Source organism: Nostoc sp. MG11 (assembly GCF_014904695.1).
Lineage (GTDB): Bacteria > Cyanobacteriota > Cyanobacteriia > Cyanobacteriales > Nostocaceae > Komarekiella.
In genome coordinates this window covers 196570-217823 of the sequence record NZ_JACXXN010000008.1, presented here as the reverse complement: position 1 = coordinate 217823, position 21254 = coordinate 196570, and the positions used below count along the sequence as shown (strand labels likewise).

Annotated in this window: 25 protein-coding genes; 15 read left to right on the top strand and 10 right to left on the bottom strand. The window is 40.9% G+C overall.

The features are described from left to right. The first annotated feature begins 139 nt into the window (after positions 1-139). From HCR01_RS14825 to HCR01_RS14805, 5 genes are all read left to right on the top strand, one after another. Complete coding sequence (locus HCR01_RS14825; RefSeq protein WP_193196924.1) at positions 140-802, top strand: pentapeptide repeat-containing protein; 663 nt, start codon at positions 140-142, stop codon at positions 800-802. A 101-nt stretch (positions 803-903) separates the two neighbouring features. After that, entirely contained in the window at positions 904-1389 is a 486-nt protein-coding gene (locus tag HCR01_RS14820) for a glutathione peroxidase (protein ID WP_193196923.1), read from the top strand. Between the two features lie 249 nt (positions 1390-1638). Continuing rightward, complete coding sequence (locus tag HCR01_RS14815) at positions 1639-2463, top strand: SDR family oxidoreductase (RefSeq protein WP_193196922.1); 825 nt, start codon at positions 1639-1641, stop codon at positions 2461-2463. A 22-nt stretch (positions 2464-2485) separates the two neighbouring features. Next, a complete protein-coding gene (locus tag HCR01_RS14810; protein WP_193196921.1) occupies positions 2486-3409 on the top strand; it encodes an alpha/beta fold hydrolase in 924 nt (307 codons plus the stop codon). A gap of 75 nt (positions 3410-3484) precedes the next feature. Next, complete coding sequence (locus HCR01_RS14805) at positions 3485-4219, top strand: glutathione peroxidase (protein ID WP_193196920.1); 735 nt, start codon at positions 3485-3487, stop codon at positions 4217-4219. Positions 4220-4463: 244 nt separating this feature from the next. On the opposite strand, the gene HCR01_RS14800 is transcribed toward HCR01_RS14805, so the two are convergent. After that, entirely contained in the window at positions 4464-4697 is a 234-nt protein-coding gene (locus HCR01_RS14800) for a Nif11-like leader peptide family natural product precursor (protein WP_193196919.1), read from the bottom strand. Between the two features lie 348 nt (positions 4698-5045). Between HCR01_RS14800 and HCR01_RS14795 the strand changes: the two genes are divergently transcribed. The 4 genes from HCR01_RS14795 (at position 5046) to HCR01_RS14780 (ending at position 9592) form a co-directional block, all read left to right on the top strand. Further along, positions 5046-5633 carry a TetR/AcrR family transcriptional regulator gene (locus HCR01_RS14795; protein WP_193196918.1) on the top strand — a complete coding sequence of 196 codons (588 nt, stop codon included), beginning with the start codon at positions 5046-5048 and terminating at the stop codon, positions 5631-5633. A 44-nt stretch (positions 5634-5677) separates the two neighbouring features. Beyond that, entirely contained in the window at positions 5678-6352 is a 675-nt protein-coding gene (locus HCR01_RS14790) for a glutathione S-transferase family protein (protein WP_193196917.1), read from the top strand. 119 nt (positions 6353-6471) lie between these two features. Next, the gene (locus HCR01_RS14785; protein ID WP_193196916.1) at positions 6472-7944 is read left to right on the top strand and encodes a TldD/PmbA family protein; all 1473 of its coding nucleotides are present in this window, start codon (positions 6472-6474) and stop codon (positions 7942-7944) included. A 307-nt stretch (positions 7945-8251) separates the two neighbouring features. Then, the gene (locus tag HCR01_RS14780; RefSeq protein ID WP_193196915.1) at positions 8252-9592 is read left to right on the top strand and encodes a TldD/PmbA family protein; all 1341 of its coding nucleotides are present in this window, start codon (positions 8252-8254) and stop codon (positions 9590-9592) included. A 48-nt stretch (positions 9593-9640) separates the two neighbouring features. On the opposite strand, the gene HCR01_RS14775 is transcribed toward HCR01_RS14780, so the two are convergent. The 3 genes from HCR01_RS14775 to HCR01_RS14765 all read right to left on the bottom strand — a co-directional run bounded on the left by HCR01_RS14775 (position 9641) and on the right by HCR01_RS14765 (position 11878). Then, positions 9641-10081: a pentapeptide repeat-containing protein gene (locus HCR01_RS14775; protein ID WP_193196914.1), complete on the bottom strand. Its 441-nt coding sequence runs from the start codon at positions 10079-10081 to the stop codon at positions 9641-9643. A gap of 508 nt (positions 10082-10589) precedes the next feature. After that, complete coding sequence (locus tag HCR01_RS14770; protein ID WP_193196913.1) at positions 10590-11153, bottom strand: hypothetical protein; 564 nt, start codon at positions 11151-11153, stop codon at positions 10590-10592. Positions 11154-11659: 506 nt separating this feature from the next. After that, positions 11660-11878 carry a hypothetical protein gene (locus tag HCR01_RS14765; RefSeq protein ID WP_193196912.1) on the bottom strand — a complete coding sequence of 73 codons (219 nt, stop codon included), beginning with the start codon at positions 11876-11878 and terminating at the stop codon, positions 11660-11662. Between the two features lie 468 nt (positions 11879-12346). On the opposite strand from HCR01_RS14765, the gene uvsE reads away from it, so the two are divergent. Both uvsE and HCR01_RS14755 read left to right on the top strand, forming a co-directional pair. After that, positions 12347-13297, top strand: coding sequence for a UV DNA damage repair endonuclease UvsE (gene uvsE / locus HCR01_RS14760; RefSeq protein ID WP_193196911.1), 951 nt, complete (start codon positions 12347-12349; stop codon positions 13295-13297). A 64-nt stretch (positions 13298-13361) separates the two neighbouring features. Beyond that, on the top strand, positions 13362-14960 hold the full coding sequence (locus HCR01_RS14755) for an Hsp70 family protein (RefSeq protein ID WP_193196910.1): 1599 nt from the start codon (positions 13362-13364) through the stop codon (positions 14958-14960). A gap of 411 nt (positions 14961-15371) precedes the next feature. Here HCR01_RS14755 and HCR01_RS14750 read toward each other — a convergent pair whose 3' ends face one another. Further along, positions 15372-16256, bottom strand: a complete 885-nt coding sequence (locus HCR01_RS14750) for a carbohydrate ABC transporter permease (protein ID WP_193196909.1) — start codon at positions 16254-16256, stop codon at positions 15372-15374. 155 nt (positions 16257-16411) lie between these two features. On the opposite strand from HCR01_RS14750, the gene HCR01_RS14745 reads away from it, so the two are divergent. Together HCR01_RS14745 and purN are read left to right on the top strand one after the other, a co-directional pair. Next, positions 16412-17272 (top strand): type IV pilin-like G/H family protein, encoded by an 861-nt coding sequence (locus tag HCR01_RS14745; protein WP_193196908.1) that lies wholly within the window; start codon positions 16412-16414, stop codon positions 17270-17272. 7 nt (positions 17273-17279) lie between these two features. Next, complete coding sequence (gene purN, locus HCR01_RS14740; protein ID WP_193196907.1) at positions 17280-17954, top strand: phosphoribosylglycinamide formyltransferase; 675 nt, start codon at positions 17280-17282, stop codon at positions 17952-17954. A gap of 86 nt (positions 17955-18040) precedes the next feature. Here the strand turns inward: purN and HCR01_RS14735 are convergent, their stop codons facing one another. Beyond that, positions 18041-18226, bottom strand: a complete 186-nt coding sequence (locus tag HCR01_RS14735) for a hypothetical protein (RefSeq protein WP_193196906.1) — start codon at positions 18224-18226, stop codon at positions 18041-18043. A gap of 8 nt (positions 18227-18234) precedes the next feature. Between HCR01_RS14735 and HCR01_RS14730 the strand changes: the two genes are divergently transcribed. After that, positions 18235-18411, top strand: coding sequence for a hypothetical protein (locus HCR01_RS14730; RefSeq protein ID WP_413773948.1), 177 nt, complete (start codon positions 18235-18237; stop codon positions 18409-18411). Positions 18412-18485: 74 nt separating this feature from the next. On the opposite strand, the gene HCR01_RS14725 is transcribed toward HCR01_RS14730, so the two are convergent. Both HCR01_RS14725 and HCR01_RS14720 read right to left on the bottom strand, forming a co-directional pair. Continuing rightward, a complete protein-coding gene (locus HCR01_RS14725) occupies positions 18486-19082 on the bottom strand; it encodes a CPBP family intramembrane glutamic endopeptidase (RefSeq protein WP_193196905.1) in 597 nt (198 codons plus the stop codon). A 65-nt stretch (positions 19083-19147) separates the two neighbouring features. Continuing rightward, the gene (locus tag HCR01_RS14720) at positions 19148-20194 is read right to left on the bottom strand and encodes a DUF3326 domain-containing protein (RefSeq protein ID WP_193196904.1); all 1047 of its coding nucleotides are present in this window, start codon (positions 20192-20194) and stop codon (positions 19148-19150) included. A gap of 9 nt (positions 20195-20203) precedes the next feature. On the opposite strand from HCR01_RS14720, the gene HCR01_RS14715 reads away from it, so the two are divergent. Beyond that, positions 20204-20365, top strand: a complete 162-nt coding sequence (locus HCR01_RS14715) for a hypothetical protein (RefSeq protein WP_193196903.1) — start codon at positions 20204-20206, stop codon at positions 20363-20365. A gap of 67 nt (positions 20366-20432) precedes the next feature. On the opposite strand, the gene HCR01_RS14710 is transcribed toward HCR01_RS14715, so the two are convergent. Continuing rightward, positions 20433-20615, bottom strand: a complete 183-nt coding sequence (locus tag HCR01_RS14710) for a hypothetical protein (RefSeq protein ID WP_193196902.1) — start codon at positions 20613-20615, stop codon at positions 20433-20435. Between the two features lie 130 nt (positions 20616-20745). After that, positions 20746-21066 (bottom strand): 2Fe-2S iron-sulfur cluster-binding protein, encoded by a 321-nt coding sequence (locus HCR01_RS14705; RefSeq protein WP_193196901.1) that lies wholly within the window; start codon positions 21064-21066, stop codon positions 20746-20748. Positions 21067-21254 lie beyond the last annotated feature (188 nt).

The following is a 21254-nucleotide window of genomic DNA, read 5'->3' as shown; positions in this document are numbered from 1 at the left end:
ATTGTTGTACTTGGAGATGAGAGCAAAATTGGATTAGCTACCGCCAAAAAGCTGGTTCATCAAAGAGATTTGAGAAAAGATGCAGCCGATATACGTTTGTATCACTCATAATTAAGTTGATTGTCCACCAAAACGTTGTATGAGCGAGCTGGAGCGGTACTATAGAGTCTTGGAATTGGAGCCTGGGGCAACACTTGAAGAAGTGAACCAGGCTTATAAGGATTTGGTTTTTGTTTGGCATCCCGATCGCATTCCCAGAGAAAATCTGCGCTTACATCAGAAAGCACAAGATAAGCTCAAAGCAATTAATGAAGCTCGTGATAAATTGCGATCGCAAAAAGTCAAACATCACATCGCGCCTAGCTCACCGCCACCGCAAAAGCAGAAAAAAGCAGAGCCAAAAACCGAGCCAAAAACTGAGCAACCAGCGAAGCGAAACCCAGACTTGAGTGGCAAAGACTACAGTCGAGCAAATTTGAGCAACAAAGATTTATCTGGCAGAAATCTGAGTTATGCCAACTTGAGTGGTGCTAATCTCAGTGATACTTTTATGCACAAAGTCAATCTCAGAGGAGCGGACTTGTCTGAAGCAAATTTGTTTCGAGCAAACCTACTTTTAGCCGATCTCAGGGAAGCAAATTTGCGTGCTGCTAATTTAATTGGAGCAGATCTAAGTGGGGCCGACTTGCGAGGAGCTGACTTTACAGGTGCGCGGATTCGCTCAGGCGATCGCTTGCTAGTTAAACTGATTGGTGCTAATTTAACTGGAGCTATCATGCCTGATGGCTCGATTCATCAGTAGTTGAAAACAAGATTAACTAACCTGATTTCCTCAAAAAAACCAAGTTTGTAGTACCTGCAATATGCGAAACTTGGCAATATTCCCTAGAAATCAGATTCAAGATGATTAGCACAATTTCTGACATTGCAGTCAAAACCATCAACGGCGGGGATAAACAACTAAACGAGTACACCGGAAAAGTTCTCTTAATTGTGAATGTGGCTTCCTACTGCGGTTATACTTCCCAATATCATGGGCTAGAAAAGTTGAACCAAGAGTATAAAGAAGCAGGGTTACGTATTTTAGGGTTTCCTTGCAACGATTTTGGAGCGCAGGAACCAGGAAGCAATCAAGAGATTGTAAAATTCTGCACGAGTAACTATAGCGTTACTTTTGAACTGTTTGATAAAGTTCATGCTAAAGGCTCACAGCTACATCCACTTTATGCTCGACTTACCAACGCAGTTGAACCCACGGAACCTGTTGCTTGGAATTTTGAAAAGTTTTTAGTCAATAAGCAAGGTGAAGTAGTAGCTCGATTTAAAAGTAGTGTTCAGCCATATTCACCAGAAGTAATTGCCATAATTGAGCAAGAATTAGCAAAATAGATAATAGTCAATAGTCAATATTTAAAAAGTTTTATAATATTGACTATTAGTTGTTGGATTATTAAGTTTAACTCTACTCAGCTACTTAATTAAAACAGTTATCAAAGTTTGAGTTAGAATCTAAATCCCCATCTGAAATTTCCTGCTTTTAGAAGTGGGTAATCTAACTCTCAACTGAAAGACTGTTAACTGATTGGGTGAAAATATTGATTCCAGAAAGCAGTTTAATTTATTTGTGTCTAAATTGTCATGAACATTGCAATTATTGGTTGTGGTTATGTTGGTTATGTGGTTGCTCAATATTGGCAGCAAACTATGGATTTTGTGGTTAGTGCCACAACAACTTCCCCTGAGCGTGTCCCAGCACTACAACCAATTGCCCAACGAGTTATAGTTACCCAAGGTAATGGTCGAGATGGTCTAAAATCATTATTGCAGAATCAAGATGTTGTCCTTTTGAGTATTGGTGCAAAAGGTGCAGATGCGTATGAAGAAACTTATTTGCAAACTGCCAAAACTTTAGTTTCAGTATTGCAGCAGGCTCCCAGTGTTAGACAGTTAATATATACAGGTAGTTATGCAGTTTACGGTGATAGAAATGGTGTGTGGGTAGATGAAGAAACACCGCTTGCACCTGCTAATATTAATGCCCAAATTCTGCGAAAAACCGAAGAAGTTTTGCTATCAGCATCTAATGAAAATCTTCGCGTTTGTATCTTGCGCTTAGGAGGAATTTATGGACCTGGTAGAGAATTGGTAAAAATATTTAGTAGATATCCTGGTGCAACCCGTCCTGGTAACGGCGAGGATGTCACGAATTGGATTCATCTAGATGATATTGTTGGTGCAATAGAATTTGCTCGTCGCAACCGCTTGCAAGGAGTTTATAATTTAGTGGATGATGCACATCTCACTAGCAGAGAATTCCTAGATACTCTGTTTGATAAACACAATTTACCTAAAGTTATATGGGATGCTTCTGTTAAAAGCGATCGTCCATATAATGTCTGGGTATCTAATCAAAAGATTAAAGATGCCGGATACCAATTTATCCATCCACAAATAATTTTTTAGCAGATATCAAGAGCTTAGAATTATGCAACCATCTGCTGTAACTAACACATTGATGACAGCATCTCCCACGCAGTTTTACACTTGGCAGAATTATCGCTGTACTTACGAAGTTCATCAACCAACTAATTCAACGCCTGAAGGTATTCCTTTGCTGTTAATTCATCCGATTGGCGTTGGATTATCTCGGCAATTTTGGCGGCGATTTTGCCACGAATGGTATAACACAGGTCATCAAAATCCAATTTACAATCCTGATTTATTGGGATGCGGTGAAAGTGAGATGCCTCATGTGGCTTACACTCCTAGTGATTGGGCAAGACAACTGCAATACTTTTTACAGACAGTAGTGCAAAAACCTGTAATTATGGTAGTGCAAGGTGCTTTATTACCAGTTGCAATCGAATTAGTCAAAAAAGAACCAAATTTAATCTCTGGACTTATACTTGCTGGGCCGCCAGCTTGGGCTGTGATTACCAAACAATCAGCAGAATGGCAGCAAAAACTGCTTTGGAATCTTTTAGATTCACCTTTTGGGAATGCTTTTTATCGCTATGCACGCACGCCAAAGTTTTTAACTTCTTTCTCGACTCGCCAACTCTTCGCTTCAGAGGATGCTGTCGATGCAGAGTGGTTGAATGCTTTAGTCGCAGGTGCAGAAAATCCTGAGAATCGCCATGCAGTATTTTCTTTTTTAGCAGGATTTTGGCGGCAGAATTATAGTAGCGCGATCGCCTCAATTGGGCAACCAACACTGGTAGTTGTCGGAGAAACAGCATCGAGTATCAGCCAAGAAGGTAAAAAAGAAACACCAGATGAACGTTTAGCTGATTACCTCGCCTGTTTGCCTCAAGGTCGTGGGATTAAAATGAACGGGCGCAATGTCCTACCATACGAATCTACAGCTGAATTTGTCGCAGCGATCGCCCCATTTATCAATGAATGCTAACTGATTGACAGTTAGATTAGACCAATCCCCCCATCATGGGTTATTAGTGGATTGATTACTTCAAGAGGCAAAATTATGTTTTCCAATCGCCGAGGACAAAGAATTCCCAAAGTTACCTTTCGTACTCGTCAAAATAACCAATGGGTAGATGTAACAACTGATGACCTGTTTGCGGGTAAGACAGTCGCGGTTTTCTCCTTACCAGGTGCTTTTACTCCGACTTGTTCATCAACTCATCTCCCTGGTTACAACGAGTTGGCTAGGGTTTTCAAAGAAAACGGTGTAGATGACATTGTTTGTATTTCTGTCAATGATGCCTTTGTAATGAACGAGTGGGCAAAAGATCAAGAGGCAGAAAACATCAAACTAATACCCGATGGCAATGGTGAATTTACCGAAGGCATGGGAATGCTAGTAGATAAATCAGACTTGGGCTTTGGTAAGCGATCGTGGCGTTATTCTATGCTGGTGAAAGATGGTGTAATTGACAACATGTTTATTGAGCCAGACGAGCCAGGAGATCCCTTTAAAGTGTCCGATGCCGAGACGATGCTCAGATATATCAACCCCAAAGCAGTGAAGCCCGAAGTCGTTTCTTTGTTTGCAAAAGTGGGTTGTCCCTTCTGTGCGCGTGCCAAGGGAATGCTCAAAGAAAATGGCATAGACTACGAAGAAATCACCTTGGGTAAGGATATTACCACACGCTCTTTACGAGCAGTTACAGGTGCAACAACAGTTCCTCAAGTATTTATCGATGGAAAATTAATTGGGGGTTCTGAGGCGTTAGAAGCCTACTTTGCGGCTAGGTAGGTTTTAAATCTAACTTTGGGTGGGTACTGCCCACCCAACTGTATTTGCTAGTGATCAACTTAACTTACCTTTGTTACCTGGTTTTGTTTGTTTAGTGGGAAGATTGTTTGTTTAGATAAAATAAAATACCCACCGCCAAGCTTTCGACTATAACGGTGGATTCTTGTCAATACTTCTTAGTAAAAGTAAAAAGTGTATTTAAGTTGCTTAGTTTTTTCTACACTTTAGTATCTCTCTTCAAGAACTACCTGGGATGAATGTGCCGTCTAGGTGCTAAGCCTGGATTGACAATAGCTGCTAAATCCTCCTCAGACAATTTACTAATCTCAGTGTGCAGTTCTTCGACAGTAAAATCATAGCCACGGTCTTTAGCAATTTTGACGAAAGCTTCCGGGTCATCTGTAGCTTTAAGTCTTTCCTTTAATGCTTGGTCTTGTTTTACAGCTTTAAAAAGTTGGGCAGCATTTTGCTGTGTCATGACAGTCCATCTCCTGTTTTAAACAATAGATTTGAATGTCGTAATTTGACTCCTGTGGTTTTACCAAATCCACTGGAGAAGCTTTTAGCTAAGCTTATATACTTCAATCTTAAAATCAATAAGGAAAATGTATTGATTTTGACAAAAAAATATATGTTTAGGCTATTACGACTATTTTGTGATGTTCAGCCCTAAATTTGATAGCTGCTAGTGCTTAACCGCAAAATATTGTGGTGGTTCTTATACCTGATCCCTAATTCTCAACCTCTAATTCTCAATACCCAATACTTGACTCTCAAGTAAATGTCATGCTAACCTCAATCAGACCAATCGGTCGGAAAAACTTTCATGTCTAAAGGCGAAGAAACAAAAACCAGAATTCTCCAACAAGCAGCGGAATTGTTTAACCAACAAGGTTATGCAGGCTCGTCTATGTCAGATATTATGCGTGTCACCGGATTGCAGAAAGGAGGAATTTACAATCACTTCCAAAGCAAAGATGAGCTAGCATTACAGGCTTTTGATTTTGCGATCGCTTGTGTTAGTAGACACTATAGATCTGTACTGCGAAGCAAGCATCATGCGATTGAGCGTCTTCAAGCAATTGTTAGCGTATTTAGTGGTTTTGTAGACAACCCACCAGTTCAAGGAGGCTGTCCACTGCTAAACACTGCTGTTGAGAGTGATGATGCTCATCCTGCATTGCGCGATCGCACTCAACAAGTGATGAACTCTTGGCTGAATCTAATTTGTCGAATTATTCAAACAGGCATTGAAAAGGGTGAAATTCGCCCGGAAGTGAATGCTGATGAAATCGCAACCATCATAACTGCAACTTTAGAAGGAGCAATTATGATGAGCAAACTATACGGAAATGCGATTCACATGCAAAGAGCAGTGAATCATCTAAATCAATATATAGAAAGCCATCTTTAAATCTATGGCACAAATTAAAATATCAACTTTTTCAGGAATTTTATATGCTCAAATTCTACTACAATCCTCTCTCGCCTAATGCTCGCCGTGTGTGGATTACCTTACTAGAAAAGGAAATTCCCTTTGAATCAATCATACTTAACTTAGATGGTGATCAGCTACAACCAGAGTTTTTGACAATCAACCCTTTTCATCACATTCCGGTTGTGGTGGATGACGGTTTTCAAATTGTAGAATCTCTGGCAATTATGGACTATTTAGAAAGTAAATATCCCATACCTGCAATGCTACCTACCGAACCTCAAGCATTAGCAATAGTGCGGATGGTGCAAATGGTAACTGCAAATGAATTATTTCCGCAAGTGATTGCACTAATTTATGAAAGTGAAGATTCACCACAATTTGCACAGGCAAAGCAGAATATAGATAAAGTATTGCAGTTTTTTACACAATTGCTAGGCGATCGCTCTTTTTTTGGCAGTCAGCAGTTAACCTTGGCTGATATCGTTGCTGGAATAGCCATCCATTCATTACCTCCTTTAGGTTTCCATCTCAGTAATTACCCCAAGCTGAATCAATGGTCTGAGCGCTTGATGCAACGCCCAGTGTGGCAGAAAACCAAATTGAGCGCTGAAGACTTTGAAGCATTTAAACGGCGAGTCCGAATTTTGGTAAAACTGCGTAGGCGTGAGATGAACAAAGGAAATCAAGCAAAGTAGCTAAAACCAAGTTGCTTTTCAAAAAGCCACGCCAGATGTCATCTGGGTAAATTTGCTAGAGTGAACACACCAGGATTTTTCAGTCAAATCTCTGATTACGCCAGCAGACGAGGCTACCCATGCTTACAAGTACGCTAATTCTCTCAAATCAACTTCCCACCCTACAATATTCCTCCACCCCAGAGCGTTTCGATGAAACCTGGGAAGCCCCTCTGGCTACCCTCCTGGGACTAGGACGCGCCGCTGGCGCTGACTTCATCGAATTATTCTTAGAACGTCGCAACTACATCAGTTGTCTTGCAGAAGACGACGCCATCACCAGTATTTCACCAAGTCTAGCTACAGGTGCAGGCGTCAGAGTGTTTCGTGGCAAAGCCGACTGCTACGTTAGCACCAATGACCTTTCATTTTCCGGTTTGAAAGCAGCCTTAGAAAAAGGTCTTTCTATCCTGGGATTACAACTACCCGCTCCTAACGCTTTCATCCCAGAAATCAACCTGGAATTATTGAGAGACTACGCCACAAAAAGAGGCAAAGATGGATGGCTGACGTTGTGTAGTTCCATCCGGGAAATGGGAGAAGTTCTCCTTGATGGTACCGCCCAGCTAAAGCGAAAAGCTAGCCACGTCCAATCACGCCGCGCTACCTATTTCCGGGATTGGCAAGAAGTTTTAGTCGCCGCCAGCGATGGTACCTTTGCTCGTGATATTCGCCTTACCCAGTCAGTAGGATTTAACCTCCTGTCTGCTGATGGTGCTAATCGCTCCTCAATCGGTGAACGTGCTGGTAACACTAGCGATGCTAACTTCTTGAGAACTTGGGATTATCAAAAAGCCGCCGAGCAAATAGCCGAATCCGCTGGGAAAATGCTCTATGCAGATTACGTAGAATCAGGCACTTACCCCATCATTATGGCGAATCACTTTGGTGGCGTCATCTTCCACGAAGCCTGTGGACACTTACTGGAAACCACTCAAATTGAACGCAATACTACCCCCTTTGCCGACAAAAAAGGCGAAAAAATTGCCCACGAAAGTTTGACAGCCTGGGATGAAGGGCGTGCTGAAAATGCCTTTGGGACAATTGACATGGATGACGAAGGTATGCCTGCTCAAAGAACCCTATTAATTGAAAAAGGCGTTCTCAAAAACTTTTTAGCAGATAGAGCCGGTTCCTCACGCACCGGACACCCCAGGACTGGAAGTGGACGCCGCCAGAATTACACCTATGCCGCTGCTAGCCGAATGCGTAATACCTATATTGATTCTGGTGAATATAGCATTGAAGATTTATTTGCCTCTATTGATAAAGGCATTTACTGCAAAAAGATGGGCGGCGGTAGTGTTGGTGCAACAGGCCAATTTAACTTTAGTGTCGATGAAGCTTATTTAATTGAAAATGGCAAAATCACCAAACCACTAAAGGGAGCCATCCTTATCGGTGAAGCCAAGGAAATTATGAACAAAATTTCCATGTGTTCTCAAGATTTGGAAATCGCACCAGGTTTTTGTGGCTCTATTAGCGGCAGTATTTACACCACAGTAGGACAACCCCACATCAAAGTTGATTCGATTACCGTAGGTGGACGATAAAAAATTCGGCGTTGCTGAATCCAGGTATGAATTTATCGGGCTACGCCCCGCTACGCTAACACGCAGAGACGCAGCGGAAAGTCTGAGCGCCGGCTTCCGGCGAACAGAACTTTTCAAGACAGAGGCGCAGAGAGTAAGAGTTTAAGATGTTAAGTTTTTAAATTTCATACTTCAATTCAGCAATGCCAAAAATTCTACTTAACGGTAAACTTCTTTGTGTCTTAGTGTCTTCGTGGTTCATAAAAACACAAAGGCACAAAGTAAATAAAACTTTTTGTGCTGCAAAATCCAAAATCTAAGATTGACTATGCCAAATATCAATGATATTGCCAGTTATGCAAAAGACAATGCTAATAAGCTTGGCATCAAAAAATTCGACATTTATGGCTCAACAGTAGACGAAACTAGTGTACAAGTAGATCAAGGTGAGCCAAAACAAGTCAAAGCCTCAAATCGCTCTGGTGTTACTGTCCGTGTCTGGAATGAAGACAATACAATGGGTGTCACCAGTACCACAGATGTAGATCCCAATGGACTGGAATTAGCCTTAAAAACTGCTTACGAAGCCAGTTTCTTTGGGGTTAAGGAAAATGTCCCTGATTTTAGTCCAGAAGCTACTATCCCTATTGCAAATAAAGCTGAAGATAAAGCACCTCAAGCACCTGTTGCTGAACTGATTGAAAAACTACTGGTTGCTGAAAAAGAATTACTGTCAGTTCATCCGGCAATTAAAGGCGTACCTTATAATGGTTTGGCGCAAAGAGATATTGATAGATTCTATCTCAACAGCGACGGCGCAGCCAGAATTGAATCTCATTCCCTAGCATCGGTTTATCTTTATAGCAAAACTGAAGAAGAAGGAAAAAAACCGCGTAGTGCAGGCGCTTTTAGAATCAACCGGAGTTTAAATAATTTAGATATCAATGGTTGTATAAAAGAAACTGCTGATAAAACTATCAGTCACTTGAACTATGAAAAAATCAAGACTGGTAAATATAGAGTCGTCTTCTCAGCTGAAGCTTTCTTAAGTCTGTTGGGTGGTTTTTCTAACTTGTTCAATGCTCAAAGTATCCTGGACAATCAGAGCCTATCTACTCCTGATGATTTAGGTAAGCAGATTGCTTCCCCTCTGCTTTCGGTTTATGATGATGCACTACATCCAGCAAATGTAGGCGCAGAAACTTTTGATGGTGAAGGAACTCCCACTCGTCAGATTTCACTAATTGAAAATGGCGTTTTAACAGGTTTTCTTCACAGTGCTGGAACTGCTAAAAGGATGAATGCTAAGCCAACGGGTAATGCAAGTATTGGCGCAAAAGTCAATGTTAGTCCGAATTTTTATCACGTTTTTTCAGCAGCAACTCCTGAGCAGGAATTTAGTCTAGAAACTTCTGAGAATGTGATTTTTATCGATGATTTACAAGCGCTCCATGCTGGAGTTAAGTCTTTACAAGGCTCATTTTCTTTGCCGTTTGATGGTTGGCTAGTCAACAAGGGTGTTAGGACAAGTATTGAGTCAGCAACAGTTGCGGGCGATTTCTTGGAACTCTTGAAGTCAATTATTTTTATCGAGAAAGAGGCGGAGTTAACTCCAGGAGGCGTTTGTCCAAAAATCTGGGTGGATGAACTATCCATTACTGGAGAGTAAAACCTCGGAGTTAGGAGTTTTCATTTTTAAACTGATAACTCTTAACTCTCATTCTTCTCCTCCGATACCAAGATTAATGTCAAAGCCATCAGCACCATCTAGATTAGTACCAATCATCACAGCGCCATCTACTTGAGCGTTATGCAGATTAGCATCACTTAAGTTAGCGTTAGTCAGGTTAGCATTTTCAAAGGTAGTACCACTGGCAAAAGTTTCTGTGAGATTAGCAGACTTCAAATTTGCACCAGTTAAATCTGCGCCTTCTAAGTTAGCGCCTTCAAGATTAGCACCTTGTAAATTTGCCCTTCTCAAATCAACGCCTATTAGGTGAGCGCCTTTGAGGTTCACACCTGTTAAATCACATCCTAAACATTCTCTAGTTTCTAGTAAGCGCCGGAGGGGGGTGGTGTTTTCAGCTTTTACGGGAATGGGAGCAGTTAGAGCTACTGTGCTGAGTAAAGCTGCTGCTGTGAGAAATATCGCTTTCATTTTATGTACCTCCATCACTTCTAGAAACTTCTAGAAGTTGTTGAATCACTAACTTCTACAGTACCTATTCTCTACAAATCTCAGAATCCTGTCCTCATGCGAGCGGAGTAATTTAAATTATCTATGAGACTACGTATTGTTTGTTTAGTTAGTCCGATAGGACTAAAATCAGATATGTATAAGGAAGCCTTTTAGGTTGAATAAAGAATTTAAATTAAAATTTAAAACTTAATTCTGTTGTGCGATATGCCAAAATCCTGTATATTTCCGGGCAAAATCAAACCCAGATGCATATCAAAAACTCAAAACTACTTTTTTTAACGTAGACGTGGAGTGTCTTACAGTAAGTAGCTAGACGTAATTAAATATAAGATAAAGCTTTTGTTCGTAGTGAGCGATTTATCGCTCTATATAAGGTTTCTAAGGGATAAATCTCTTACTCTAGCTCTGATTTAATTAAGCCCTTCTACTTAAAACAAGCCAAGGAAGAGAAAAAAGCATTATATTATCACTGCAATTTTTTATCTAAATTTTGACGAATATTTATTATGTAAAAGTAACCATCTTTGAATAAACAATTATTTCCGATAGCTATAATTTCAAGATACAATAACCGTTTACATAGATTTATATTTATATTGTCAAATACAGTTATTTCACTTAAAGTATTCACGTTGATAAACTTTTGGCTGACTAAATGTGCAAATTTTGATAGTTCATCTATCGTCAAAAGTCTAATTTGAAATGCTCCTTTTAAATATAACCTTATATTTATATGTTTTATGTCAATGTAATTCTTCCACTTCTGGATTGAGAAAGCATTAAAATAAGTATCGAATCTAATGCTTCCACCTTTTTTTAATTCAACAATATTTTGTTCATAATTCAGCACAGAATTGTAGTTTAATCTTAAAAATAGTTTTTCGATACTACTATAAATATCTGAATTCGGTAAGATAATATTTTGCAGTGTAATAGTAGCTGGAGTGTGTTGATGATCAATTATTGGTTGTACCAAAACATCTAACATTCTAACTTCAGTAGAAATTTTAAAAGGTTGAAAAGATATCACTTAGCTCAAGAATTTAACTTGTTGAAATTTTGAACTCGTCTGTCTAAAGAGTGATTAATTTGGCTCAAAAAAGCTTTGTTAAGTAAAATAGACTACATTTAATTAATTGTGAGCGGCTGAGTTTAAAATAGTTAAGTGAAGCTTGCTTGTTGTTGGTTTTAAATTATTATCTTGACTGTGGTAGTAAAGCGCACGATCGCACAGCAGGATTATCACCATAAACAGCGCCAGAAGCCAGTCGTACACTTGCCATTTTGGCTCTTGACTATATTTTTTGTAAAATGCGATCGCTATTCTGAGTTATTATTGATTAATCACAAATCAAAAATCGGCGTCATTCTAGGAACCTTCAAAATAACTCCGATTTTTTGGTATACAAAAAATAAAGATGCACTTTTTGGCACACCCCTCATTACAATAAAAAGTGTTCTCCTTATAGATATCTTTCCGAATTTTCTACAAGACTGATGTAACCCTGTTCTACATTAGCCAGAATTTTGAATTGCTTAAGCCTTGGATGTCGGTTTCAAAAATAGCCACGCCATAAAGAATGTCGCCGCAGTAAATAGTTGCGTCAGATCCAAAGCAGATAGATAGCCATCGGCAAATGAAGCAATACTGCGATCGGTAATGCCAAACACCCAAGATGAGAGGCCAAACAGCCAAATCCCATTCTTGAGATTTCCGACAAATTCTTTAGAGTCTGATGGTTCTTGATTGTTCATAATCTTCTGCTCCGTTTGTGAAGAATCTGGTGATTGACTGGTAAAAACTTTTTCTGACTCCTGACGCTGAATTTACTTTATATTAATAAATATTTCAGGTACTTGACTTCACTGCCTAGAGGCACATCTCCTAATCTTGACATTCCTCCTTTGGTTAAGTCACCTTGGATGCACTGCAATGGCTTGATTTCTTTATCTCTTAGACTGGAAGTTGAATAATTTAATTACTAAATCATTAAAAAACTATATAAACATTGATAGATAAATTACAAAAAATACTCCATAAGGCAGATGTATTTCAATGGCAGCCCAAGAGTAAAAAGAACGCGCCTATGGCTATTGGATAAAAAAGATGCGTATTAGGTATTTATATCCTGCAAATTTCGGACTTCATTCTTTAGATACTCATGACTCAGTTGCACAATTTACTTAAATTTAAACTAGGGCAACAGTTGATAAACTTAGTTAATGACCGCAATCCATCTCCAAAATCTACTTAATGCACAGCAGTGCGAAGAAAGCGAAGAAAGCAGTTCGCCTCACTTAGGGCTAGTTTGCATCACCTTCGACAAGCAGGTGCGCTTTCGGACAATGACGCGTACGCGCTACTTAAAACTCTCCCTCAGTGATCGTGAAAGTGCTTTAAGAGAACTATATAGCCATAACTTACAGCGTTTGTATGATGCTCTCTTTTTTTGTCAGGAGAACGGAATTCGGCTGTATCGCATGTCCTCTGGTTTGTTTCCTCTGAGTGACATGGAAGACGAAATCGGCGCAAATATCTTAGAGGAAATGAGCGCTAACTTAGGCGAAATTGGTCAGCAAGCTCAAGCATTGGGCATTAGAATGGTGCTGCACCCAGACCAATATGTAGTGTTGAGTTCTGATTCTGCCGAAGTGGTGCAAGCAAGTATCAAAATTCTCGAACGACATGCGCGTACATTTGACTTATTGAGTTTACCGCGATCGCCTTGGTCATTGATGAATATTCATGGTGGCAAATCTCAACGCACCGAACAACTGGTACGGATAATTTCAGAACTACCAGAAGCAATTAAAAGCCGCTTGACTTTAGAAAATGATGAATACGCTTACAGTGCCAGTGAAATTTTAGCAGTCTGTCAGCAAGCTGGCATACCGATGGTATTCGATGCCCATCACCATATTTGCCACGAAAACCTAGATAGCTACGATCATCCGAGTGTAGCAGAAATGTTTTACGCAGCGCGAGAAACTTGGACGAATCCAGATTGGCAGTTAGTACATATTTCTAATGGCGAAGTCGCTTTCAATGACAGAAAACATAGTGATTTGATTACTGCTATGCCCAATGTCTACCATGAAGCACCGTGGATAGAAGTCGAAGCCAAACACAAAGAAGAAGCGATCGCCCATTTGCGTTCTTGGTGGCTTATATAGAATAATCACAATTGGCACTCTCTACCCTAGTGTTTGTATTTTGGCGCGAAATCATCAATAAAATATGGCGATCGCAATCGATTTTGGTACTAGCAACACAGTCATTACTCGCTGGAATCCCGTAACCCAGCAGCCAGAAACCCTAAATCTACCTGGGTTATCAATTCAACAAAGTTTAAATCCGCCATTGATTCCCAGCCTAGTTTATGTTGAAGAAGCAACACAGGGTAAAGTCTTAGTAGGGCAACAAGTACGCGATCGCGGTTTTGACCTCAAAGGCGAAACACGATTTTTTCGCAGCTTCAAGCGGGGTATTGGTGCAGATATCCAAGGATTCTTACCCGAACTGGATGGACAAATCATCACCTTTGAACAAGTAGGACAATGGTTTCTCACCAAGATAATTGAGCAACTAGTACCCCTGCAAGGTGGGTTAGATTCTATAGTTTTAACAGTCCCCGTAGACAGCTTTGAAGCTTATCGTCATTGGTTGGGAAAAGTTTGTCAATCTCTCCCCGTCGAACAAGTGCGAATGCTAGATGAACCCACAGCCGCAGCTTTGGGTTATGGCTTAGCAGATCAAGAAATTCTTTTGGTAATTGACTTTGGTGGCGGTACTTTGGATTTGTCCCTTGTACAGTTGGCTCAAGGTATGCAAGCAAACACAAAACCCCTAGGCTTTATTCTCAAGTGGGGTAATAAATCCAAGGCTTTCGACTCCAAGCAAAAGGTAAAAACTGCTCGCGTGTTAGCAAAAGCCGGACAAAATTTAGGCGGTACTGATATTGATAATTGGTTAGTAGATTACTTTGCCAAAACTCAAGGACTGGCGGTAAGTCCCCTGACAATGCGACTCGCAGAAAAAGTAAAAATTCAATTATCAACTCAAAACCAAGCCAGTGAAGTTTATTTTGACGATGAAACATTTGAAAGCTATGAACTGGAACTAAACCGCGACACCCTAGAAAATATCCTCAAAGAACATGCATTTTTTGATTTACTTGATGAGTCGATGACGACACTATTGCAGCAAGCAAGACGCCAGGGAATAGAACTTGCAGATATTAATGCAGTGTTGTTAGTTGGTGGTACTGTGCAATTACCAGCAGTGCAGACATGGGTAAAACAGTATTTTCAGCCAGAGAAAATTCGTTGCGAACGTCCTTTTGAAGCGATCGCTCAAGGTGCATTACAGTTAGCTCAAGGCATAGAAATTAAAGACTTTCTCTACCATAGTTACGGTGTCCGCTACTGGGATCGTCGCAAAGGACACCACAAATGGCATCCAATTATTAAAGCTGGACAAGCGTACCCAATGAGTCAGCCAATGGAGTTAGTTTTAGGCGCGTCTTTAGAGAATCAACCCAGTATTGAGCTAATTATGGGAGAATTGGGAGCAGATACAGGTAACACCGAAGTTTATTTTGATGGCGATCGCCTAATTACTCGCCGTTCTGACAATGGCGAAACCACCGTCAGACCCCTCAACGATCAAGAAGGTGCTAGAACAATAGCCCAACTTACACCAACTGGACATCCAGGAAGCGATCGGATTAAAATCCTCTTTCAAGTTGATGAACAACGCTTTTTGCGAATTACCGTTGAGGACTTATTGACAAATAACACACTATTAGAAAATCAACTTGTAGCACAGTTGAGTTAGATACGGGAAATTGTCATTTGCTCAGATAAAACCTCTGACGTTGCTTAATTGGGCGTTGCATAATTGCGGGATGATTTATTTCACGCAGAGGCGCAAAGACGCAGAGAGAAGTCTGAACGGCGGCTTCCGGCGATGGTCTGTTTCACTGCCTACAGAACTTTTCGCTGTGTTCATCTGTGGTTTAATTTTCACAAAATCGACTTTTGCAAGAAGTCTAATATCTCAAACTCCTACTCTCCGCGCCTCTGTCTTGAAAAGTTGAGCCACTGCGTTGGACGGGTTCCCCGGCTTGAAGCAAGTGGCGTCTGTTCGCCGGAAGCCGGCGCTCAGACTTTCCGCTGCGTCTCTGCGTGTTAGCGTAGCGGGGCGTAGCCCGATAAATTCATACCCAGATTCAGCAACACCAAACCCCTACTCCTCACTCCAAGTTCGCAACTGCAAATACACTAGTACCGTCGTCACTGCTAACAGCACTGTCGCCCCTGCGGCTGCATAGCCAAAATCAAATTGACCAAAAGCTTCTTGATAAATGTAGTAAACCAGTAAATTAGTCGAATTCAGCGGGCCGCCGCCAGTAATCACATAAACTTGCTCAAAACTCCGCAATGTAAAAATCGCAGTGGTGACAATTGCAAATATGATAGTTGATCGCAATCCGGGCAGGGTAATATACCAGAATTGTTGCCAAGCGTTTGCTCCATCTAAATCTGCTGCTTCGTAACGACTAGGGGGAATTGCTTGCAACCCCGCTAAAAACACCACCATATTGAAACCCAGTTGTTTCCAAATGCTTAACAATATCAGTACTGGCATAGCCCAAAATGTGTCTCCAAGCCAGGGTATTGCCGGAATGCCAAAAAAACCTAAAAGTCCATTAACCGGCCCCGATGTTTGAAACAGCCAGCGAAATCCTAAACCAGCCGCCACAAGCGAGATAATTGAAGGTAAAAAATAAGCACTTCGCAATATTCCCCGCAAGGCTAGGGAGCGATTTAGTAGTACTGCTAGTCCCAAGGGAATAACTAAGCTGGGAATGACGGTGGCAACGGTAAAATAAAAGGTGTTACCAAGAACTTGCCAGAAATCAGGGTTGAGTAGCAAGCGCCAGTAGTTCTTTATGCCTATCCAATGAGTACCTGATGAGGTGAAACTACCAGCTGTGAAACTAAGGTAAAACAAATAAGCGATCGGCCAAATAATAAAGACGCCTAGTAAAATTAGTGCTGGTGTGAGAAAAATCCAGGCAGCCACAGTATCATTATCCAGCAGTTGCATAGGCGATCGGGTTGTTTTCATGGCAATGGTGGCTAGTGTAGGGTTGTTATTCGTAAAAGTACTGTTAAGATCCTGTCAATCTAATTACTCTTACGCAAATGCTTAAATTCGCCCACTTTGGCAAACTCCAAATCGCTAGCAAATTGCTTAGCTTTAGCGTATTTATGATACTACTGATGAAACTCGAACCAACTGTGCTGGCTCAGCCTTCCACAGCACCAACGCCAACGCCATCTCAACCCGCTAAGCAGACAAACCCGATTATCCAAAAATTGTCGGGGCAATGGCAAACTCAAGAGTCTTCATCGCTTCAAAGACTAACCTTCATTTTCACACCAGAAGGTAAATTATTTATTTTATTGCCCAATTCTAATACTCCTGTTGCCGCAGAAGTTAAATATCGCATCAACCCGACGCCACAACCCATGCATCTAGATGTCACAATTCCTAGTAATCAGCAACCAGTATTGACAATTTTTGAATTTACTGCTGATGGTCAGATGCGACTGCAATTAGATGAAACCAATCCGGGAAAACCTAGACCCACAGCTTTTTCTCCAAAGGCATCGCTATTCAAAAAAGTTTCCAATGCCACCACATTGCCTGATAATATTCAACTTATCGACCCAAAAGCAGGAAATCAAGCAACCAATCAGTCAGAAGTTGAAGGTAAACAAATTATTGGTACCATTAACCGCGGACAACAGGCTTACTATCTGGAATACCAAAAGTTTAGTACAACTATTGAGCAACTAGGTCTTAATATTAAGCCAGAAACGGAGAATTATCGTTATCGAATAGTATCCCAAGACAAACAAACCCAAAGCGTAATCAGCACAGCCGTTGCCAAAAAACCTGAATTAAGAAGCTATACGGGCATTACATTTGTCAGAAAAACAAAAGGTGAAACTCTCACAAGTACGGCTATTTGTGAAACTGATAAACCTTCAACTAAACCGCCACTTCCGCCAACGCTTCCTTCCAACAATTTTCAGCAAGTTAAATGTCCAGTAGGCTCGCATTTATTAGTAAGATAGAAGTTTTATGAGTAATAATTCCAGAATAAATGCTGATGCAGCTTGTCTAATTTCTCCCAACATCTCTAGTAACCAATTTACACAAAGCGCTCCCTTAAAATTGGGGATTATGGCTTCTGGAAACGGCAGCAATTTTGAGGTAGTTGCTCAAGCTATCCAAGACGGACAGTTAAACGCTAAAATTCAAGTTTTGATTTATAATAATCCTTCAGCTAAGGCAGCGCTCAGGGCAGCAAATAGAGGTGTAGAGGCTATTTTATTGAATCACCGCAACTACAAAAGCCGGGAAGAGTTTGACGCGCAAATTGTCCAGACGTTGCAGAAATATGATGTTGAATGGGTGATTATGGCAGGCTGGATGCGACTGGTGACAGAAGTATTAATTGATGCCTTTCCCAATAAGATTATTAATATCCACCCTAGTTTGTTGCCCAGTTTTAAGGGAGTCCATGCTGTTGAACAAGCTTTGGCATCTGAGGTAAAAATTACTGGCTGTACAGCGCATATAGCTTGTTTAGAGGTGGATAGTGGCCCAATATTAATGCAAGCAGCAGTGCCAGTATTACCAGATGACACATCAGAAACACTCCACGCCAGGATTCAAGTTCAAGAACATCGAATTTTACCACAGGCGATCGCATTAGCAGCTTACTTGTCAGAAGTAACACTTAGCATAAGGTAAAAATACATAGTTTTTCCTCTTGCCCGTTATAGTTTCAGATTCCCCACTGCTTTAAGCTATTTATATCAAAATGGGCGTGGTTGTTGCTATGGCAACTGAAATGCGATCGCACAAATATGCTTTGCAAATAGAGCTTGATTGCAACAGGTGATCGCTATTTTGCTTTGTATAGCAGTTGAGGGCATCTTAAGATTGAGATTGTCATCCCCAAGCATCTCAACTAAATCATGCAGCTGACGATAAATCTTCCCTGTGGCTTGGATTGCTTTCATAAAAAACCTTGAGTACTTTCTCTGAAAAGATGCTCATGGGAATTGGCTTTAAATATGGCAAAGACAGCCGCGAGTATGAGATGGCTGGTGGAGTTCGCAAAAGTGAACGTATCCGTAAAAGCAGGGCGACTCGCTTAAAAACTATTGCACAGAAAGCATCTAGTCAAAGCGCTCAAACCACATAATTCTTTTATGGTTGATAGTGTGCGATGTCTGGGTTGGGCTACGCCTACGCATTAATTCTTACAGACTCAAACATTTAACTTTTAATTTTTGACAATTGCCACATTTTCCACAGATAGCTGGAAATCAAATTTGTCACAATATGAGCAACAATCGGCACTAATAAGTTACCAGTAATCAAGGCACTATATCCTAGTAGTATCCCAACAATGGATGCCCAAATCACATAAGGCCATTGTTGGGAACCACTAAGGTGTAAGACGCCAAAGCAAAGACTCGATACAATAACAGCCGTATTATCTGAACCTAAAGCTGGCAGTATCACACCCCGAAATAACAATTCTTCACTCAAACCAGGTAGTAACCCTAACCAAATTAAGTCTGGTAAAGCTAAGGGTTTAAGTACTAGTTCTAAATAATAATCTGCACTTTTACGATACGGTGGGGAAAAGCGGTAAGCTAAGCCACTTAACGCGGTGATGATGATTCCTAACCCCACACCTAGCAGCAATTCTCTTTCATCCCATTTCCAGGAAAATAAAGAAAAGTTACCAAAGTATAACGATAGCTTGGCGACTATCAACAAAATGATTGCAGTCGCTCCCATCGCCCCAAGTACTTGGAAGCGCGTCAGGTATGGAATTTCTGGCTCTTGCTTTTGTTGTTCAACCACGGTTTTTTAGGAAATGGGGCAGAGGCGAGAAAATAACTTTTGACTTTTAACTCTTGAATTACGAATTAGACGAAGCCACTTGAACTGAGAGCAGATGGATTAATGCCTGCTTTGTGTGCAACCAATACACCCACTGCCTCTAAATATGAGTTTACCTGTATGGATTTGATCCCCAACGGCTGGGGAGGAACTTGTATATGAGTTTTATTTTCTTCCACTGTAATTATTTGGCATCGCCTCTGGCTTAAACTTAGTAAGGCACTACCACCACAAGCAGTTGCAGGTGCGATCGCAGCATCGACTTGATCTGCCCAAATATCTTCTTGTAGTGGTGCGACTAACCCCTTTTCTACTATAAATTGTGGGGCGCGACTCAAGCCTACAAGGACACTCGGTAAGAAAGTATAGCCCAATTCTTCGGCGGCAGAACGGGGAGATAAATCTGGATCTGGGGGTACGCTTGCAAGAGCAGGAGAATGGGCGCAAGGAATTTGAAAGTTTCGCACTAATAAATGACTAATTACGGCTTCTGCACCCGCTAGGGGATCAACACCTTTACCGTGGCGGTAGTTTTGTACTGCCTCTTCATCTATATCATCGGGGAAACGGGCAACAACTGCGATCGCTTCTGCCCCCACTTTCTTAATTAAAATTTCAGCTGCCCTTAACAAGCTATCTGGGTTGCCAATTGTCCCCCAACTAGCTCCCGATGGTGCTGTCCGTAATTCTACATTGAGCGGGGCATCGGTGATTACATAATCTGTTACTGACAATCCCAGAGTTGCTCTAGTTGCATCGGCTGCTTGCAGGTGTCGTAGCCGCAATTCTGGCTCAATACCTTGGTCTAAAAGCAAACCTACTTTATTGGTATGTACAGGTCTTAATCCCCAGCATCCAGCAGCAAATTTGTCAAGTCCATAACCTTCAACATAGAAAGCGTTGGGGAGATTCCAGTACAAACTTGCACCGTTGAGGACATTGGGGTGAGTGATCAGGCGATCGCAAACCTGTGCTATAACTCTGGCAACAGGCAAAGCATCACCAGCATAACCACCAATCGCAGCCCCAACGCCGGTTGGTACAATTAAGATAGCAGTGTATGGACGTTGCATATTTAAGTTATGAGTGTTAAGTGGTTACAACCAGGTATTTTTCACCAAGTGCTTGAATTCCGTGACACTTCTAACTACTCAGAACTTCGGACTCTCTGTGCCTTTGTGGTGACAATTAATTTATTAACCACAGAGGCACATTCGCAAAGCGTCTTGCAGAGAAGACACTAAGTAAGGTGTTCTACCAATCATAGGGATGAAAGTAGCTTTTTAATCCACCTTGACAGGGATAGACTCACTACTCAGCGCTGACTCTGGTGATAACGGCTTCAACAGTAGCCTTTTGCCGTGCAACATTCACAGAGGTGATTGCCCAGCGTAGGGGTTCACCTTGTTTTTGTAACTCTGCTTCAATTACTTTTTGTAATTCTGTCGGAGTTTCTTGAAGGTCAATTTCTGCGGTAATAAAATGAGTCGTCATCGCCTTAAATCCTGTTGATTTGTAGTTTCTACAATAACTGATATCAAGTGCTAAGAAATACTTATGTTGTTTATCAGTCTTAGTAATAGTAAGTTATCCATCTAACCGTGTACTGATAACTCTTGACTGATTATTGGTCTTTACCAAATTGCAACTGATAAACTATTTCTTCTTTTTCTGTCTCAATTTTCAAATCAGAAAGAGGTTTGGCAATACAAAGCAGTACATAACCTTGTTTTTGCAAATCTGAACTAACGCCCATACCATCAGTTTGATCTACAGTTCCCTCGGTTATTTGACCAGCGCAAGTTGTGCAAACACCTGCATGGCATGAACTTGGCAAATCTAAACCAGCGGCATCGGCAACTGATAAGATGGTTTCATCTTCAGGAACTTGCAAGGTATGAATTTTGCCTTGATGGCGGATTTCCACGGTGTAAGTTTGGGGCATATATAATAGAAGTATGATGCAACGGGAACTTTCAGCTAAGGCTTCCTTAGATTATAAGTTCGGTGGACAAACGAATTATATTATCTGATAAATAAGCACACAACCAAGTTAAAAAAGACGAAAAAAGAATTATTTTTAAATAGCTTTATCGACAAAAATAGCTATACAGTTATAATTATAAGTCCTCG